Genomic DNA, 15,814 nt, shown 5'->3' on the forward strand with positions numbered 1-15,814 from the left:
GGCGAGCAACGAAAGACCGCCGGCGGCGGGTGGAACTACCCGGAATGAGGACGTTTTCACCGCGGATGTTTGGCACGTCCACAAAGCGGGGAGCACCGCACCGTCGCGGTGGCGTCTTCGCTACTGATGCAGAACTGATGGAGATCAGGCAGATCAGGCAAAGCGAACGAAGTGCTCTTCCGAACGACGGCCGAACGACGACCGAACGACGACGCGAACGTGAAGGCGGCAGCCAGCCAGAAACAGAATCAGCAGCCGGAAGAGCGAGTGGTACTGCACGGTCGACTTCGATCCATGACAGCCCCACCTCCTCCGGCCGGTCCCTCGTAAGGGAGTCTCGTCGGCGTCGGGACCCGATAGCCACGCTTCTGCGTGCTGCCCCGAACCACCGGCTCAGAGTATCAGTCGCCCGAAGTGTCAAGGCGCCGCTTTGCCCGCTGCTGACGAGTTCTATGCTCACCGCATGGTTGATGTTCTTCCTCTGGTCGAGGCACGGTTGAGCACCGCGCTGGGTGAACCGGACGCGCGCGCCGCGGTCACCTTTCTCGGCACGGACCGCATCGAGGTGCTCCGCTTCCAGGAGGGGGACGTCGTCCGCTACGCCACGCTGGGCATGTCCGCGCACCCCATGACGGACCCCACGGCGGTGCTGGCCGACCCCGTGAAGGGCCCCCGCGCCGAGCTGGTCCTGTCCGTGCGGGCGGGCGTGGCGGAAACCGACAAGGTGCTCCGTCCGCTGGCGGTGCTCGCCGCGTCCCCGCAGGTGGAGGGCGTGGTGGTGGCCCCGGGCGCCTCCCTGGACGTGGGTGAGCCGCTGTGGCCCGGTGCCCCCTTCACCTCGGTGCTGGTCGGTGAGCCGGGCGGTCTGGTCGAGGACCTGCGGCTCGACGAGCCGCTGGACCCGGTGCGGTTCCTGCCGCTGCTGCCGATGACCCCGAACGAGGCCGCCTGGAAGCGGGTGCACGGTGCGCAGGCCCTCCAGGAGCGCTGGCTGACGAACGGGACGGACCTGCGGGATCCTTCCCGCAGGTCCGTCCCCCTGGAGTGAGCAAGCTCACCAAGTCCCGTCGGCGGACGCTCAGTTGGCGAAGACGGTGACGCTGTCCTCGGTGGCGTGCCGCGGCTGCAGTTCTTCCGCCTCGTGGGTGAGGGCGCCCCGTCGTACGAGGACGACCAGCGCGGCCAGCACCGCGGTGACCGCCGCGGCCAGGAACGGGATGTGGATGTCGGTCCACTCCTCGATCTTCGGCGCGAAGTAGGGCGCCGCCGCGGCCGCGAACCACCGTACGAAGTTGTAGCCCGCGCTCGCCACCGGGCGCGGCGCGTCCGACACGCCCAGGGCCAGCTCGGTGTACACCGTGTTGTTCAGGCCGATGAAGGCGCCGGACAGGATCGTGCAGACGATGGCGGCGGTGTGGCCGCCGTAGCCGAGGACGAGGACGTCCGCCGCGAGCAGCACCAGCGAGCCGCCGAGCACCTTGAGCGAGCCGAACCGCTCCTGCAGGCGTGGTGCGACGAGCACCGAGAAGACGGCGAGCAGCAGGCCCCAGGCGAAGAACACCGCGCCCGAGCGGTACGGGGTCATGTTCAGCACGAACGGCGTGAAGGCCAGCACGGTGAAGAACGTGTAGTTGTAGAAGAAGGCCGAGGCCGCCGCCGTGGCCAGACCGCCGTGGCCGAGCGCCTTGAGCGGGTCGAGCAGCGAGGTCTTCCGTGCGGGCTTCGGCTGCTCCTTCAGGAACGCCGTGATGCACAGGAAGCCGATCGCCATCAGCGCGGCCGTGCCGAAGAACGGGTAGCGCCAGCTCGCGTTGCCGAGCGCCGCGCCCAGCAGCGGGCCGCAGGCCATGCCGAGGCCGAGGGCGGACTCGTACAGCAGGATCGCCGCAGCGCTGCCTCCGGCCGCCGCGCCGACGATGACCGCGAGGGCCGTCGACACGAACAGGGCGTTGCCCAGTCCCCAGCCGGCCCGGAACCCGACGAGCTCGGCGACCGAGCCCGACGTGCCGGCGAGGGCGGCGAAGACCACCACGAAGGCCAGGCCGAGCAGCAGGGTCCCGCGGCCGCCGATGCGGCTGGAGACGAAGCCGGTGAGCAGCATCGCCACGGCGGTGATCAGGAAGTACGAGGTGAAGAGCAGGGAGACCTGGCCGGGGGTGGCGTTCAGGCCCTGGGCGATGGACGGCAGGATCGGGTCGACCAGACCGATTCCCATGAAGGCGACGACGGACGCGCCGGCCGTCGCCCAGACCGCCTTGGGCTGCCGCAGGAGCCCGCCGGCTCCCGCATCGAGGGTGTCCATGCCTTTCTCTCCCATCGGATAGTTGGTATTTACACATAATAGGTTAGGGTTGCTAATTAATGCAAGATACATCTAAGTCTTGCCGGTCAGGCGATTCGCGCCGGACGGGTGATCGTCCTTGACGTGAGGCAGCAGGGGTAGGACCGTGGAGCCCTATGAGGGGCGAACCCAGTTGCCCGAAGTGTGGTGGCCGGGTCAGGGCTCCCGGTCTCTTCGCCGATGCCTGGCAGTGCGATGTGCACGGGTCGGTGTACCCCCTGCAGCCCGTGATCCCGCCCAGCGTCGAGGCCCTCGGCGTGGTGGTGCGCCGCACGCAGGTGCCGGTGTGGATGCCGTGGCCGCTGCCGGTCGGCTGGCTGTTCACGGGCGTGCGGTACGCGGGTGACGACCGCAGCGGTGGCCGTGCCGCCGCGGTCGCCTGCTCCGGACCCGGCCCCCTCGGCGGCGTCGGTGAGCTGATCCTGGTGGCCGAGGAGCTCGGCGTCGGCCTCGGCGCGCGCTATGCGGGCATCGACGCCCCCGACCCGGGGCCCTACATGAACGTCGAGAAGCCGCCCCAGGCCAAGGTCCTCGCCGCCGGCCGTCCGACCCCGCTCTGGCACGTCTACCGCACTCCCGACGACCGCGCCGTCTTCGCGGGTGAGGCGCTGGGGCTGTGGCTGTGGGCGGTGGTGTGGCCGGAGACGACCGGACTGCTGATGTACGACGAGCTGGTGCTGACGGATCTGCGGGACGCCGGGGCGGAGCTGGACCTGGTGCCGTGCGGGGCGCTGTCCCCGCGACTGCTGGAACCCTGAGCACCGGCTGTAGGGGGCGCAGCGGGGCTGCGGGTGTGACCAGAGGGCCGCTCGGTGCCGCTATCCTTAGGTGTCCCCTTCCGAACCGCCCCCGCCTGGAGCCCGCGTCGTGCGCATCGACCTGCACTGCCACTCCACGGCCTCCGACGGTACGGACACCCCGGCCGAACTGGTGGGGAACGCCGCCGCGGCCGGCCTGGACGTGGTCGCGCTGACCGACCACGACACCACCCGCGGCCACGCCGAGGCGATCGCCGCACTGCCCGCGGGCCTCACCCTGGTCACCGGCGCCGAGCTCTCCTGCCGGGTCGACGGCATCTCCATGCACATGCTGGCCTACCTCTTCGACCCCGAGGAGCCCGCCCTGCTCGCCGAGCGCGAGCTGGTCCGGGACGACCGGGTGCCCCGGGCCAAGGGCATGGTCGCCAAGCTGAACGAGCTGGGCGTGCCGGTCACCTGGGAGCAGGTCCGGCGCATCGCCGGGAACGGCTCGGTCGGGCGCCCGCACGTCGCCTCCGCGCTCGTCGAGCTGGGTGTCGTACCCACGGTGAGCGACGCGTTCACCGACCAGTGGCTGGCCGACGGCGGCCGGGCGTTCGTCGAGAAGCACGAGACCGACCCCTTCGAGGCGATCTGCCTGGTCAAGGGTGCCGGCGGAGTCTGCGTCTTCGCCCACCCGGCCGCCGCCAAGCGGGGCCGCACGGTGCCCGAGGCCCGGATCGCCGACATGGCCGCGGCCGGCCTGGACGGCATCGAGGTCGACCACATGGACCACGACACCGACGCCCGGACGCGGCTGCGCGGGCTGGCGAAGGAACTGGGGCTGCTGGTCACGGGGTCGTCGGACTACCACGGCAGCCGCAAGACGGTGGCGCTCGGCGAGTACACGACGGACCCCGAGGTGTACGGGGAGATCACGCGACGTGCCACGGGGGCGTTCCCGGTGCCGGGCGCCGGCGGAGCCTGAGCTCGGCCCACCCCTTCACGTTCGTCCCCCTTTCCTTTCCCCTCCCCGCTTCCCCTTCCCCCTTCCTCCAGCAAGGCCTGTTCCTCACCCATGTTCGACGTCGCCGTCTTCGGCTCCCTGTTCCTGACCCTTTTTGTCATCATGGACCCCCCTGGGATCACCCCGATCTTCCTGGCCCTTACCGCCGGACGCCCCGCCAAGGTGCAGAAGCGGATGGCCTTCCAAGCGGTCTGTGTGGCCGGCGGAGTCATCGCCGTGTTCGGCGTCCTGGGCCACCAGATCCTGGACTACCTGCACGTATCCGTCCCCGCGCTGATGATCGCGGGCGGGCTGCTGCTCCTGCTGATCGCGCTGGACCTGCTCACCGGCAAGACGGACGAGCCCAAGCAGACCAAGGACGTCAACGTCGCCCTGGTTCCGCTGGGCATGCCGCTGCTGGCGGGCCCGGGGGCCATCGTGTCCGTGATCCTGGCCGTGCAGAAGGCCGGCGGTGTCGCCGCCCAGGTGTCCGTGTGGTCCGCGATACTCGCGATCCATGTCGTGCTGTGGCTGGTGATGCGCTACTCGCTGCTGATCATCCGGGTCATCAAGGACGGCGGCGTCGTCCTGGTGACGCGGCTCGCGGGCATGATGCTGTCCGCGATCGCGGTGCAGCAGATCATCAACGGCGTCACCCAGGTGATCAAGGGCGCCTGAGCCGCTCGTACGGCCACCGATGCGCAGAGCCCCCGTACGGCAGCGTTGCCGTACGGGGGCTCTGAAGCTTCTGCGGTGATCCGCGTCTGTTATGAGGCCGAGGTCTCGGCCGGTCGGATCCACAGTCGCTGCCCGATGGCCGCGGCCTGCTGCACGATCCGGTTGACGGAGGCGGCGTCCACGACGGTGCTGTCCACGGTGGTGCCGTCGACCTCGTCGAGTCGCATGATCTCGAAGCGCATGGCTTCTCCCTTCGTCTGGTCATCCTCCTGCGGAGAACTACTGGTGTCGTCGTGACATACGTATTCAACGAGCTGTGTGTTACAAACATTCCCTACGCTAATAAAATTTTTCGAACGGCTAACTACTGACCGGTAAGGCCGGTTCACGAGACTGACCGGGACCAGTTGTGTTCGCAGCGTGACCGCCGGGACAATGGAGTCGATGAACGACGACCTCTCGGCCCTGCGCGCGCGCATCGACCGGACCAACGAACTGCTCGAGCGCATGCTGCTCGAAGTGGCGAAGACGCCCTCGACCCATGCGATCTTCGTCGACGCGGGCTATCTCTACGCGGCCGCCGGCCGGCTGGTGGCCGGGACCGAGGACCGTCGCGCCTTCGACCTCGACGCCGAGGGCCTGATCGACGCGCTGATCGACCGCGCCCGCAGCATCTTCGCGGACAGCAGGCTGCTGCGCGTCTACTGGTACGACGGCGCCCGGCGCCGCATCCACACCGCCGAGCAGCAGTCCATCGCCGAACTGCCCGACGTCAAGGTGCGCCTGGGCAACCTCAACGCCAACAACCAGCAGAAGGGCGTCGACTCACTCATCCGCTCCGACCTGGAGTCCCTCGCCCGGCACCGGGCGATCAGCGACGCCGCCCTCCTCGGCGGCGACGAGGACCTCGTGTCGGCCGTGGAGGCGGCGCAGGGGTACGGCGCCCGCGTCCATCTCTGGGGCATCGAGGCCCCCGAGGGCCGCAACCAGGCCGAACCGCTGCTCTGGGAGGTCGACAGCCAGCGCACCTTCGACCTCGAGTTCTTCAAGCCGTACGTGTCCCGGCGCACCGCCCCCGCCTACGACGTGTCCGCCGCCGCCCGGCCCACCCGCGACGACGTCCGGTTCACCGGCGCCCAGATCGCGGCGAAGTGGCTCGCCGCCCGGGGCCGGGACGCCCTGGTGGAGCTGCTGCCCGGCCACCCCTACCTGCCCGGCTCCGTGGACCAGGACCTCCTCGTCGAGGCCGAGGGCATCCTCCAGTACTCCCTGCGCGGCCAGGCCGACCTGCGCCGCGCCCTGCGGGACGGCTTCTGGGAGCACCTGCAGACGCAGTACTAGGCGGGGGAGCCGGACCCGTCCCAGAAGCCGGCGATCGCACGGGCCGTGGCGAGCGGCTGGTCGGTGTTGGGCGAGTGTTCCGCGCCCTCGATGACCGTGCGGTGGGCGCCGAGCCGTACGGCCATCTCGTCCAGGAGCGGCACCGGCCAGGTGTCGTCGACCGCGCCGGACAGCACATGGCAGGGCAGCGGCACGGCGGCCAGCTCGGCGACCCGGTCCGGCTCGGTGCACAACTGGCGCCCGGTGGCGATGAGCTGGGCCGGCTTGTTGCCCAGCCAGCGCCGCCGCAGGTCCGCCCGGTCGTCGAGACCGCCGTCGAGCTCGCCGGCGTCGGTCCCCTCGGGCAGCTCCATCGCCTGGATCGCGTCCCACACCTGAGCCATCGTCATCACGGCGAGCGCGTCCCGCAGCAGCTTCACGCGCTGCTGCTGGCCGACGGAGATCTGCGCCGGCCCCGACGCCATCAGGGTGAGCGAGCGGAAGGGGGAGTGGTCGACGAGGACGGCCGCGCGGGAGATCTGCCCGCCCAGGGAGTGCCCCAGCAGGTGCACCGGCGTACCGAGCGCCTCGGCCTGCGCCAGCACGTCCCGCGCCAACTCCTCCTGTGCGTAGGCGGACTCCTCGTGCTCCGGCCCGTCGGACTCGAACTGGCCGCGGCCGTCGACGGCGACCGTCCGGTACCCGCGCTCCGCGAGCGGCACCTGCAGCGGGTTGAAGTCCTCCTTGCTGCCGGTGAACCCGGGAACCAGCAGCGCGACCCCCTTGGGCTCGACACCGGCGACCACGGGCATGTCGACGACGGCGAACTCACCGCGGGCGGTGCGCAGCGCGTACGCGCGGGCGCCAGGAGGCGGGGCGAAGGTGGGCGGCTGACTCATGCGCAGAGGCTATCGGGAGCGGGAGAAGGGCGGTACGCCGACGGCCCGGCCCACACGAGGTGGGCCGGGCCGTCGGTCACTGCGTCGCTTGCCGCTTTGCGGGGCCGGTCAGGCCTCCGGGGCCTCCACGGCCGCCGTCGCCTTGCGGGTCCGGCGGGGCTTCGGCTCCGCGACCTCGGCCGCGTCGACCGCCGCCTCGGCCGTCTTGCGGGTACGGCGCCGCGGCTTGACCTCCGGCTCGTCGCTGGCCTGCGCCGGGATCTCGGCGACGGCCGCGGTCTTGCGGGTGCGGCGAGCCGTGGGCTTGGCCTCGGCTTCGGCTTCGGCGGGTGCCTCGGGGGCGGTTGCCGCGGTCTTGCGGGTGCGGCGGGGCTTGGCCTCCGTGGCCTCGGCCGTGTCGGCCGCGGTCTCGGCGGGAGCCGCGGTCTTGCGGGTGCGGCGTGCCGTGGGCTTGGCTTCGGCGGGTGCCTCGGGGGCGGTTGCCGCGGTCTTGCGGGTGCGACGGGGCTTGGCCTCCGTGGCCTCGGCAGTGTCGGCCGCGGTCTCGGCGGCGGCCGCGGTCTTGCGGGTGCGGCGTGCCGTCGGCTTGGCCTCGGTGGCTTCGGCCGTGTCGGCCGCGGTCTCGGCGGGAGCCGCGGTCTTGCGGGTGCGGCGTGCCGTCGGCTTGGCCTCGGCTTCGGCGGGTGCCCCGGGGGTGGTCGCCGCGGTCTTGCGGGTGCGGCGTGCCGTCGGCTTGACCTCCGTGGCCTCGGCGGTGTCGACCGCTGCTTCGGCCGCCTTGCGGGTGCGTCGGCGGGGCTTGGCCTCGGCCTCGGCCGTGTCGACCACGGTCTCGGCGGCGGCCGCGGTCTTGCGGGTGCGGCGTGCCGTCGGCTTGGCCTCCGTGGTCTCGGCCGTGTCGACCGCTGCCCCGGCGGAAGCCGCCGTCTTGCGGGTGCGGCGGCGCGGCTTCTCCTCCGGCGTCTCCACGACGGGGGTCACCTGGGCCTCGACCGCCGGTGCCTCCTCGGCCGGTGCCACGACCGGTTCCGCCGACTTGCGGGTGCGGCGGCGGCGCGGCTTCTCGGCGGCGTCGGCCGTGGCCTCGCCCTCCGCCGTCGCGACGGCGGCCTCAGCGGCCGGGGCGGACTCGGTCGCCGGCGTCTCGACGGCCGGTGCCGCCTCGGCCGCGGCCCCGCCGCGGGTACGGCGACGGCGGCGCAGCGTGCGCGGCGCGGTCGTCTCCTCCGCCGTGACCGCCTCGGCGGCCGGCGACGCGGACTCGACCGGCGCCGTACCGGGCGCGGACTCCAGCGCGGTGCCACCGCGCGTGCGGCGGCGTCGGCGCGGCGTACGCGCCGGACGCTCGCGCTCGGCCGTGCGGGCCTGGCCGTCGCGGGAGTCACCGCGACCGCCCCGGCCACCGCGACCACGTCCACCGCGGCCGCCGGTCTCGCCCAGGTCCTCCAGCTCCTCCGCGGCCAGCCCGGCGCGCGTACGCTCCGAGCGCGGCAGGGTGCCCTTGGTGCCCTCGGGGATACCGAGGTCCGAGAACAGGTGCGGGGAGCTCGAGTAGGTCTCCGCCGGGTCGTTGAAGTCGAGCTCCAGCGCCTTGTTGATCAGCTGCCAGCGGGGGATGTCGTCCCAGTCGACGAACGTGATCGCCGTACCCTTCGCGCCCGCGCGGCCCGTACGGCCGATGCGGTGCAGGTACGTCTTCTCGTCCTCGGGGGACTGGTAGTTGATGACGTGGGTGACGCCCTCGACGTCGATGCCGCGCGCGGCGACGTCGGTGCAGACGAGGACGTCCACCTTGCCGTTGCGGAACGCGCGTAGCGCCTGCTCGCGGGCGCCCTGGCCGAGGTCGCCGTGGACCGCGCCGGAGGCGAACCCGCGGTGCTGCAGCTGCTCGGCGATGTCGGCCGCCGTGCGCTTGGTGCGGCAGAAGATCATCGCCAGCCCGCGGCCCTCGGCCTGCAGGATGCGGGCGACCATCTCCGGCTTGTCCATGGAGTGCGCGCGGTAGACGAACTGCTTGGTGTTCGCGACGGTCGCACCCGTGTCGTCCGGCGCGGTGGCGCGGATGTGGGTGGGCTGGGACATGTACCGGCGCGCGAGACCGATGACCGCGCCCGGCATGGTGGCCGAGAAGAGCATGGTCTGGCGCTTGACCGGAAGCATGTTGATGATCTTCTCGACGTCGGGCAGGAAGCCCAGGTCGAGCATCTCGTCGGCCTCGTCCAGGACCAGGCTCTTGATGTGCTTCAGGTCGAGCTTGCGCTGCCCGGCCAGGTCCAGCAGCCGGCCCGGGGTGCCGACGACCACGTCGACGCCCTTCTTGAGGGCCTCCACCTGGGGCTCGTAGGCCCGGCCGCCGTAGATCGCGAGGACGCGCACGTTGCGCACCTTGCCCGCGGTCAGCAGGTCGTTGGTGACCTGGGTGCACAACTCGCGCGTGGGGACGACGACGAGCGCCTGCGGGGCGTCGGTGAGGGCCTCCGGGGCGGCGCGTCCGGCCTCGACGTCGGCGGGGACGGTGACGCGCTCGAGGAGCGGAAGGCCGAAGCCCAGCGTCTTGCCGGTGCCGGTCTTGGCCTGGCCGATGACGTCCGTGCCCGAAAGGGCCACGGGGAGCGTCATCTCCTGGATGGGGAAGGGAGCGGTGATGCCGACGGCCTCCAGGGCCTCGGCGGTCTCGGGAAGGATTCCGAGTTCACGAAACGTCGTAGTCAGGGTGCTGCCTCTTCTGTGTGTGCGGCGCGAGGCGAGCGCGGGGGTCGTGTCGGACCGTGCCGGGGACGTCGGCTGCCGTACGGGCGAACCGCCATGGGCAAGCCGTGGCACGGGACCTCTGCCGACGCTCTAGCGCTCGAACCGCTTGAGGGTCCCTCCGGTTGTCGTAAGCGTCGAGCTGTACGGCCGGGAGGGCTGTCGGGTCGGAGCCGATCGGGCCACCGACCGGGCATCCTCATGCGTGCGGCCTGTCGAGGTACGTCGAGAAAGGTCGGCGTATCCAGCAGGCGCATTACCACCATACCCCGGATTCGCGCACATGCGATGGCCGATTCGGTCACGTCGTCGTCGTCACACTGGTTGACCAGGGGCTTCCGAGGGGCGGCGAGCGGGTTATTGTGCGCTTCATGACGAGCTCTGACAAGCCTGACAACGCCACCGCCGAACACACCGGGGTCGCCGCCCAGGACTGGGCCAAGGCCTCAGCCGACCCGCAGTACCGCGCCGCGGTCGTGGACCTGCTCGGCGCGCTCGCCTACGGAGAGCTCGCGGCGTTCGAGCGGCTCGCGGAGGACGCCAAGCTGGCGCCCACCCTGGAGGACAAGGCGGAGCTGGCGAAGATGGCGTCGGCGGAGTTCCACCACTTCGAGCGGCTGCGGAACCGGCTCACGGAGATCGGCGCGGAGCCGACCCAGGCCATGGAGCCGTTCGTCGCGGCACTGGACGGCTTCCACAAGCAGACCGCGCCCTCCGACTGGCTGGAGGGCCTGGTCAAGGCGTACGTCGGCGACTCGATCGCCAGCGACTTCTACCGTGAGGTCGCGGCCCGCCTCGACTCCGACACCCGTGAGCTGGTGCTGGCCGTCCTCGACGACACCGGGCACGCCGGCTTCGCGGTGGAGAAGGTGCGCGCCGCGATCGACGCCGACCCGCGCGTCGGCGGGCGGCTCGCCCTGTGGGCGAGGCGTCTGATGGGCGAGGCCCTGTCCCAGTCCCAGCGGGTCGTCGCCGACCGGGACGCGCTGTCCACGATGCTGGTCGGCGGTGTCGCGGACGGCTTCGACCTAGCCGAGGTCGGCAAGATGTTCTCCCGCATCACCGAGGGCCACACCAAGCGGATGGCGGCGCTGGGCCTGGCGGCCTAGCACTTCGTAGGCAGCGGCCCCGGCCCTGCCGGTGGCCGCGCCCCCGGTCGCCGGCTACGCCGGCGCCGATCGTCGGCGCAGGCGGCCCGCCGGCCGCAGCAGCAGCGAAAGCGAGGCCGCGGAGACGACCGCCGCACCGAGCAGGCTCGGCAGGACGATGCCGGTGCCCAGCGCGCTGTGCGTGACGAAGTCACCGAAGAGGGCTCCGGCGACGCCCGTGCCGAACACCAGGGCGCGGGCCGGAAGCCGGTGCGCCAGCCGGTGCGCCGCGGCCCAGGCGAGTCCCAGACCGATCAGGGCGGAGCCGAGAGCTTCCAAGAACATGACGGGGGTCCCTCCCACGCGGCCGGCTGCGCTTCACGGTCGTAGCCCGTCATACCCGTGACCTGCGGAATGCAATCCTCCCTGGGTGCGTCCTGTGCAGGCTCGTGGGCCCGTGCGCGGACATGGTGAAGGGCCCGGCGGCGACCGGCCACCGGGCCCTTCACACTGCGCTCAGGACGTCTCGCGCGTACGGACTACAGCGGGCCGAAACCCACCTTGCGGACCGTCGGCTCGCCGAGCTCCACGTACGCGAGACGGTCCGCCGGGACCAGGACCTTGCGGCCCTTCTCGTCCTCGAGGCTCAGCAGCTGCGTCTTCCCGGCCAGCGCCTCGGCCACCACGCGCTCGACCTCCTCCGCGCTCTGACCGCTCTCCAGAACGATCTCGCGGGGCGCGTGCTGCACGCCGATCTTGACCTCCACGGCTATGTCCCTCCGACGGTCAGTGAGTGCGCGACCTTCCGCGCCGTACCAGCACACATTAGCCCGGTGAGGGGACCCGCATGCTTCGCGCGAGAACGCCAGGAGCGAACAGCACGCGCGAACAGACGCCCCGAAGCGTGTGGTGCCGAGGGGGCGCGTGGTCCTAGTGGTGCTCGATGCCGTGCAGCGGGAAGCCCGCGATGCCCCGCCAGGCCAGCGAGGTCAGCAGCTGCACCGCCTGATCGCGCGGGACGCTGCGGTCGCTGTGCAGCCAGGAGCGTGCCACCACCTGGGCGAGGCCGCCGAGACCGGAGGCCAGCAGCATCGACTCGGGACGCGACAGGCCGGTGTCCTCGGCGATGACGTCGCAGATCGCCTCGGCGCACTCGTTCGTGACCTTGTCGACGCGCTCGCGTACCGCGGGCTCGTTCGTCAGGTCCGACTCGAAGACCAGGCGGAAGGCGCCGCCGTCGTCCTCCACGTACGCGAAGTAGGCGTCCATCGTCGCCCGGACGCGCTGCTTGTTGTCGGTCGTCGACGCCAGCGCGTTCCGCACGGACTGGATCAGCGACTCGCAGTGCTGGTCCAGCAGGGCGAGATAGAGGTCGAGCTTGCCCGGGAAGTGCTGGTAGAGCACCGGCTTGCTGACCCCGGCGCGCTCGGCGATGTCGTCCATGGCGGCCGCGTGGTACCCCTGCGCCACGAAGACCTCCTGGGCGGCGCCCAGGAGCTGGTTCCGGCGGGCACGGCGCGGCAGGCGGGTGCCCCGCGGGCGTGCCGCCTCTGTCTGCTCGATGGCTGTCACGCCGCCTCCAAAATCACGTCCACATGCGGTGTGCGCCGCGCGGCCATCGTACTTTTCGGTAACCGTGCTGTGCGCGGTGAGAGCGCAGAATTTCACGTACCGGACGCCGGCGAAAGACGTACGGACCCCCCTGAACCGGGCAGCTCGCCGTGGACCGGGGCGCCGACGGCCGGCCGCCGGTCAGCGGTAGTCGTCCTCGTCGAGGGAGACGACCCGTGCCTGTTCGACGAGATCCGCCTCGCTGGCGCGGTCCGGGTCCACACCGGTGAGGGGGTCGTCGTGGGCGGGGGCGATGTCCGCGTGCTGCTCGGCGGCGTCGACCTCGGGGGCCTCGACGTCGATCTCCGTGAGGCCGTTCTCGGCCTCGTGATCCTCGAACGTCTCGGGATCGGTGGGGTCATAGGCCATGGTGGGCTCCCTTCCTCGAACGTCCCTGGAATCAGCAGGGGCCACATGCGGGTGCCCTGTGTAAGAGCGTAGGAGACACCCGATGTGGGCGCTATGCCGTGTGCCGCCGATCGTTGTGCGGCTCACCAGTGACTGACCGGAGAGGAACGTTCCACTCTGTGACGGCGAACACATGAACCACTACGTGATCGTCTCGTAACATTGCTGCATGTCTTCGACCGAATTGCCGTCCGTCCCGGCCGCGAGCGTCCTCCCGAGGGTGTCGCCCGTCAGGGTCGCGGAGGGCGAGCGGCTCAGGTCGGTGAGACTGCCGGGGGTCACGCTGAGCGTCCGGTCACGGCCGCCCGCGCGCGAGGGGCTGCCGCCCGCGCTCTACGTCCACGGGCTCGGCGGTTCCTCGCAGAACTGGTCGGCCCTGATGCTCGAGCTCGACGGCGTCCTCGACGGCGAGGCGGTCGACCTGCCGGGCTTCGGGGACTCCCCGCCGCCGGACGACGGCGACTACTCCGTCACCGCCCACGCGCGCGCGGTGATCCGCCATCTCGACGCGTCCGGGCGCGGTCCCGTCCACCTCTTCGGCAACTCCCTGGGCGGCGCGGTCGCCACGCGCGTGGCCGCCGTCCGGCCCGATCTCGTACGGACCCTCACCCTGGTCTCGCCCGCCCTCCCCGAACTGCGCGTGCAGCGGACCGCGGTGCCGACCGGGCTGCTGGGCGTGCCCGGCGTCGCCGCGCTCTTCACCCGGTTCACCAAGGAGTGGACGGCCGAGCAGCGCGTCCGCGGCGTCATGGCCCTGTGCTACGGGGACCCCGGGCGGGTGTCGCCCGAGGCGTTCCGGCACGCCGTGGAGGAGCTCGAGCGGCGGCTGCGGCTGCCGTACTTCTGGGACGCCATGACGCGCTCCGCGCGCGGCATCGTGAACGCCTACACGCTCGGCGGCCAGCACGGTCTGTGGCGCCAGGCCGAGCGGGTCCTCGCCCCGACGCTGCTGATCTACGGCGGCCGTGACCAGCTGGTCGGCTACCGCATGGCCCAGAAGGCGGCCCGTGCCTTCCGTGACTCCCGGCTGCTGTCCCTGCCGGACGCCGGGCACGTGGCGATGATGGAGTACCCGGAGACGGTGGGCACGGCGGTCCGGGAACTGCTCGCCGAGGTCGGGGACCTGGGATCGGTCCGGGGCGCCGCCGCGGGCGCCGCCGGTGCGGATGCCGGGGGCGACGGCGCCGTCACGGGTACGGGTACGGGGGGCTGAGGGGCGACGTGGGACGCCACAGCCGCCGCGAGAAGGCACCCAACGGTGACTCCGCGGAGACAACCGCACAGACCGCAGCCGGGAGTGACACCGGGCCCGGCCCCGCGCCGGACCGGCACCAGTCGGGCGCGGCCCGGCCGACGACGCCGGGGGCCCGGCCGGACACCGCTCCCGTGCCGTTGCCCGGACAGCGCCGGGCGCCTTCGAGCGGGGGACCGGCATACGGAGGGCCGCGGGTACCCGACGGCAAGCCCGTGACGGGGGCTCCGCGGCCGCCCGACGGCACGCCTGCTCACGGTGGGCCGCGTTCACCCGACGGCACGCCTGCCCGCGGTGTGCCGCGTTCACCCGACGGCACGCCTGCTCGTGGTGTGCGGCGTTCGCCCGACGGCACGCCTGCTCACGGTGGGCCGCGTTCACCCGACGGCACGCCTGCTCGCGGTGTGCCGCGTATGCCGGGTGGCGGACCAGCTCAAGGGGTGCCGCGCGCGGCCGACGGCACTCCGGCGAAGGGGACTCCGCGGCCGGCCGACGGCACGCCCGCCCGTGGTGTGCCGCGTCTGCCGGACGGCGCCGAGGCCGCTGGTGTGCAGCGGGTTCCCGGCGGTGCCGTCGGCCACAGCGGCCCCCAGGCTCGTGGCGGGCACCCCGAGCAGCGGGAACCCGGCGGTGGCTGGGGCGAGTTCCGGGGCCGGGCCGTGCGTTCCGGCGCGGCCGGGCCCGGGACCGGCGTGCCGAGACAAGGCGGTCCCGGTGGTCCCCGGAAGGAGTATCTGGACGCCTTCGACGAGGACGGCGGCGTCTTCACGCCCCGGCCGGCAGTCGGCAGGCAGCGCGCCGATGCGTACGTCCCCGCCCCCGGGGCCGCCGACGCGGACGACGTCGTACCGCCGACCGGTGAGCCCAAGCAGGCGAAGGGAGCCAAGGGGCGGACGTTCGCCGGCATCGCGGCGGCCGCCGTCACCACCGTGCTCGCGGTGATCGTGGCCGGGCAGGTCACCCACGGCCAGGACGGCACCGCCGCAGGGTCCGGGGCCGCCACCGGCCAGGCCCCCGGCGCCGGCGACTCCGCCTCGCACGGGACCTCAGCGGCGCCGGGCGCGGCGCCGCTGACGTACGCGCAGAAGATGGGCGAGAAGTACCCGCTGAGCGCCACCCTGCGGGGCCCGGGGAAGTTCGACGCGGTCCCCGGCGCGGACAAGGCCCCCGGCAAGGGGCGGAAGTACACCTACCGCGTCGACATCGAGCAGGGACTCGGCCTGGACGGCGGGCTCTTCGCCGAGGCCGTGCAGAAGACCCTCAACGACGACCGCAGTTGGGCCCACGCCGGCGCCCGCACCTTCGAGCGCGTCGGCTCCGGCAAGGCCGACTTCGTGATCACGCTCGCCAGCCCCGGAACCACCGCCGAGTGGTGCGCCAAGTCGGGTCTGGACACCACCGAGGACAATGTGTCCTGCGACTCGGCCGCCACCGAACGCGTGATGATCAACGCCTACCGCTGGGCGCAGGGCTCGAAGACGTACGGCGACGAAATCCACCCCTACCGTCAGATGCTCATCAACCACGAGGTCGGCCACCGGCTCGGCTACGGCCATGTCACCTGCGACAAGGACGGCGAACTGGCCCCCGTGATGCAGCAGCAGACCAAGTTCCTGAACCACGACGGGATCCACTGCCTGCCCAATCCCTGGCCGTACCCGAGGAGTTGACAGGCAGCGCTTACGTCACATTGACACGCGCCGAAAGTTCGTTCATATTTCTGCGC

At 72.0% G+C, this 15,814-nt stretch carries 16 protein-coding genes; 8 read left to right on the forward strand and 8 right to left on the reverse strand.

The window, feature by feature from the left end:
• Window positions 1-463 precede the first annotated feature (463 nt).
• The gene (locus tag ACFY0F_RS12610) at window positions 464-1,048 is read left to right on the forward strand and encodes a suppressor of fused domain protein (protein WP_388792315.1); all 585 of its coding nucleotides are present in this window, start codon (window positions 464-466) and stop codon (window positions 1,046-1,048) included.
• Window positions 1,049-1,078: 30 nt separating this feature from the next.
• Here the strand turns inward: ACFY0F_RS12610 and ACFY0F_RS12615 are convergent, their stop codons facing one another.
• Window positions 1,079-2,302, reverse strand: a complete 1,224-nt coding sequence (locus ACFY0F_RS12615; protein ID WP_388792317.1) for an MFS transporter — start codon at window positions 2,300-2,302, stop codon at window positions 1,079-1,081.
• Window positions 2,303-2,457: 155 nt separating this feature from the next.
• On the opposite strand from ACFY0F_RS12615, the gene ACFY0F_RS12620 reads away from it, so the two are divergent.
• The 3 genes from ACFY0F_RS12620 to ACFY0F_RS12630 all read left to right on the forward strand — a co-directional run bounded on the left by ACFY0F_RS12620 (window position 2,458) and on the right by ACFY0F_RS12630 (window position 4,762).
• Window positions 2,458-3,099: a DUF6758 family protein gene (locus ACFY0F_RS12620; RefSeq protein ID WP_388792319.1), complete on the forward strand. Its 642-nt coding sequence runs from the start codon at window positions 2,458-2,460 to the stop codon at window positions 3,097-3,099.
• 109 nt (window positions 3,100-3,208) lie between these two features.
• Window positions 3,209-4,066 (forward strand): PHP domain-containing protein, encoded by an 858-nt coding sequence (locus tag ACFY0F_RS12625; RefSeq protein ID WP_388792321.1) that lies wholly within the window; start codon window positions 3,209-3,211, stop codon window positions 4,064-4,066.
• Window positions 4,067-4,156: 90 nt separating this feature from the next.
• Window positions 4,157-4,762: a MarC family protein gene (locus ACFY0F_RS12630; protein ID WP_388792323.1), complete on the forward strand. Its 606-nt coding sequence runs from the start codon at window positions 4,157-4,159 to the stop codon at window positions 4,760-4,762.
• Between the two features lie 89 nt (window positions 4,763-4,851).
• On the opposite strand, the gene ACFY0F_RS12635 is transcribed toward ACFY0F_RS12630, so the two are convergent.
• Window positions 4,852-5,004, reverse strand: coding sequence for a hypothetical protein (locus ACFY0F_RS12635; protein ID WP_388792325.1), 153 nt, complete (start codon window positions 5,002-5,004; stop codon window positions 4,852-4,854).
• A gap of 193 nt (window positions 5,005-5,197) precedes the next feature.
• On the opposite strand from ACFY0F_RS12635, the gene ACFY0F_RS12640 reads away from it, so the two are divergent.
• On the forward strand, window positions 5,198-6,103 hold the full coding sequence (locus tag ACFY0F_RS12640; RefSeq protein ID WP_388792435.1) for an NYN domain-containing protein: 906 nt from the start codon (window positions 5,198-5,200) through the stop codon (window positions 6,101-6,103).
• Here ACFY0F_RS12640 and ACFY0F_RS12645 read toward each other — a convergent pair.
• Both ACFY0F_RS12645 and ACFY0F_RS12650 read right to left on the reverse strand, forming a co-directional pair.
• Entirely contained in the window at window positions 6,100-6,981 is an 882-nt protein-coding gene (locus ACFY0F_RS12645) for an alpha/beta fold hydrolase (RefSeq protein WP_388792326.1), read from the reverse strand. The genes ACFY0F_RS12640 and ACFY0F_RS12645 overlap by 4 nt on opposite strands.
• A 108-nt stretch (window positions 6,982-7,089) precedes the next feature.
• Window positions 7,090-9,600 (reverse strand): DEAD/DEAH box helicase, encoded by a 2,511-nt coding sequence (locus tag ACFY0F_RS12650; RefSeq protein ID WP_388792328.1) that lies wholly within the window; start codon window positions 9,598-9,600, stop codon window positions 7,090-7,092.
• A 491-nt stretch (window positions 9,601-10,091) separates the two neighbouring features.
• On the opposite strand from ACFY0F_RS12650, the gene ACFY0F_RS12655 reads away from it, so the two are divergent.
• The gene (locus ACFY0F_RS12655) at window positions 10,092-10,838 is read left to right on the forward strand and encodes a ferritin-like domain-containing protein (protein ID WP_388792330.1); all 747 of its coding nucleotides are present in this window, start codon (window positions 10,092-10,094) and stop codon (window positions 10,836-10,838) included.
• A gap of 54 nt (window positions 10,839-10,892) precedes the next feature.
• On the opposite strand, the gene ACFY0F_RS12660 is transcribed toward ACFY0F_RS12655, so the two are convergent.
• The 4 genes from ACFY0F_RS12660 to ACFY0F_RS12675 all read right to left on the reverse strand — a co-directional run bounded on the left by ACFY0F_RS12660 (window position 10,893) and on the right by ACFY0F_RS12675 (window position 12,797).
• Window positions 10,893-11,162, reverse strand: a complete 270-nt coding sequence (locus ACFY0F_RS12660) for a hypothetical protein (protein ID WP_388792332.1) — start codon at window positions 11,160-11,162, stop codon at window positions 10,893-10,895.
• Window positions 11,163-11,356: 194 nt separating this feature from the next.
• Window positions 11,357-11,584 (reverse strand): DUF3107 domain-containing protein, encoded by a 228-nt coding sequence (locus ACFY0F_RS12665; RefSeq protein WP_355936001.1) that lies wholly within the window; start codon window positions 11,582-11,584, stop codon window positions 11,357-11,359.
• Window positions 11,585-11,747: 163 nt separating this feature from the next.
• Window positions 11,748-12,389, reverse strand: coding sequence for a TetR/AcrR family transcriptional regulator (locus ACFY0F_RS12670; protein ID WP_388792334.1), 642 nt, complete (start codon window positions 12,387-12,389; stop codon window positions 11,748-11,750).
• A 180-nt stretch (window positions 12,390-12,569) separates the two neighbouring features.
• Window positions 12,570-12,797 (reverse strand): hypothetical protein, encoded by a 228-nt coding sequence (locus ACFY0F_RS12675; RefSeq protein ID WP_388792336.1) that lies wholly within the window; start codon window positions 12,795-12,797, stop codon window positions 12,570-12,572.
• Between the two features lie 208 nt (window positions 12,798-13,005).
• Here ACFY0F_RS12675 and ACFY0F_RS12680 point away from each other — a divergent pair, with 208 nt between their 5' ends.
• Together ACFY0F_RS12680 and ACFY0F_RS12685 are read left to right on the forward strand one after the other, a co-directional pair.
• Window positions 13,006-14,049 carry an alpha/beta fold hydrolase gene (locus ACFY0F_RS12680; protein ID WP_388792338.1) on the forward strand — a complete coding sequence of 348 codons (1,044 nt, stop codon included), beginning with the start codon at window positions 13,006-13,008 and terminating at the stop codon, window positions 14,047-14,049.
• An 8-nt stretch (window positions 14,050-14,057) separates the two neighbouring features.
• Window positions 14,058-15,758 carry a DUF3152 domain-containing protein gene (locus tag ACFY0F_RS12685; RefSeq protein WP_388792340.1) on the forward strand — a complete coding sequence of 567 codons (1,701 nt, stop codon included), beginning with the start codon at window positions 14,058-14,060 and terminating at the stop codon, window positions 15,756-15,758.
• Window positions 15,759-15,814: the final 56 nt, after the last annotated feature.

Origin of the sequence: Streptomyces sp. NPDC001544 (assembly GCF_042894285.1) — a bacterium.
Taxonomy (GTDB): Bacteria; Actinomycetota; Actinomycetes; order Streptomycetales; family Streptomycetaceae; genus Streptomyces.

Bases quoted from the DNA above. Each gene is read 5' to 3' on its own strand.
- ACFY0F_RS12640 (WP_388792435.1), top strand. From the start codon at position 5,198: ATGGAGTCGATGAACGACGACCTCTCGGCCCTGCGCGCGCGCATCGAC.
- ACFY0F_RS12620 (WP_388792319.1), top strand. From the start codon at position 2,458: ATGAGGGGCGAACCCAGTTGCCCGAAGTGTGGTGGCCGGGTCAGGGCT.
- ACFY0F_RS12615 (WP_388792317.1), bottom strand. From the start codon at position 2,302: ATGGACACCCTCGATGCGGGAGCCGGCGGGCTCCTGCGGCAGCCCAAG.
- ACFY0F_RS12630 (WP_388792323.1), top strand. From the start codon at position 4,157: ATGTTCGACGTCGCCGTCTTCGGCTCCCTGTTCCTGACCCTTTTTGTC.
- ACFY0F_RS12650 (WP_388792328.1), bottom strand. From the start codon at position 9,600: ATGACGCTCCCCGTGGCCCTTTCGGGCACGGACGTCATCGGCCAGGCC.
- ACFY0F_RS12645 (WP_388792326.1), bottom strand. From the start codon at position 6,981: ATGAGTCAGCCGCCCACCTTCGCCCCGCCTCCTGGCGCCCGCGCGTAC.
- ACFY0F_RS12610 (WP_388792315.1), top strand. From the start codon at position 464: ATGGTTGATGTTCTTCCTCTGGTCGAGGCACGGTTGAGCACCGCGCTG.
- ACFY0F_RS12660 (WP_388792332.1), bottom strand. From the start codon at position 11,162: ATGTTCTTGGAAGCTCTCGGCTCCGCCCTGATCGGTCTGGGACTCGCC.
- ACFY0F_RS12635 (WP_388792325.1), bottom strand. From the start codon at position 5,004: ATGCGCTTCGAGATCATGCGACTCGACGAGGTCGACGGCACCACCGTG.
- ACFY0F_RS12680 (WP_388792338.1), top strand. From the start codon at position 13,006: ATGTCTTCGACCGAATTGCCGTCCGTCCCGGCCGCGAGCGTCCTCCCG.
- ACFY0F_RS12675 (WP_388792336.1), bottom strand. From the start codon at position 12,797: ATGGCCTATGACCCCACCGATCCCGAGACGTTCGAGGATCACGAGGCC.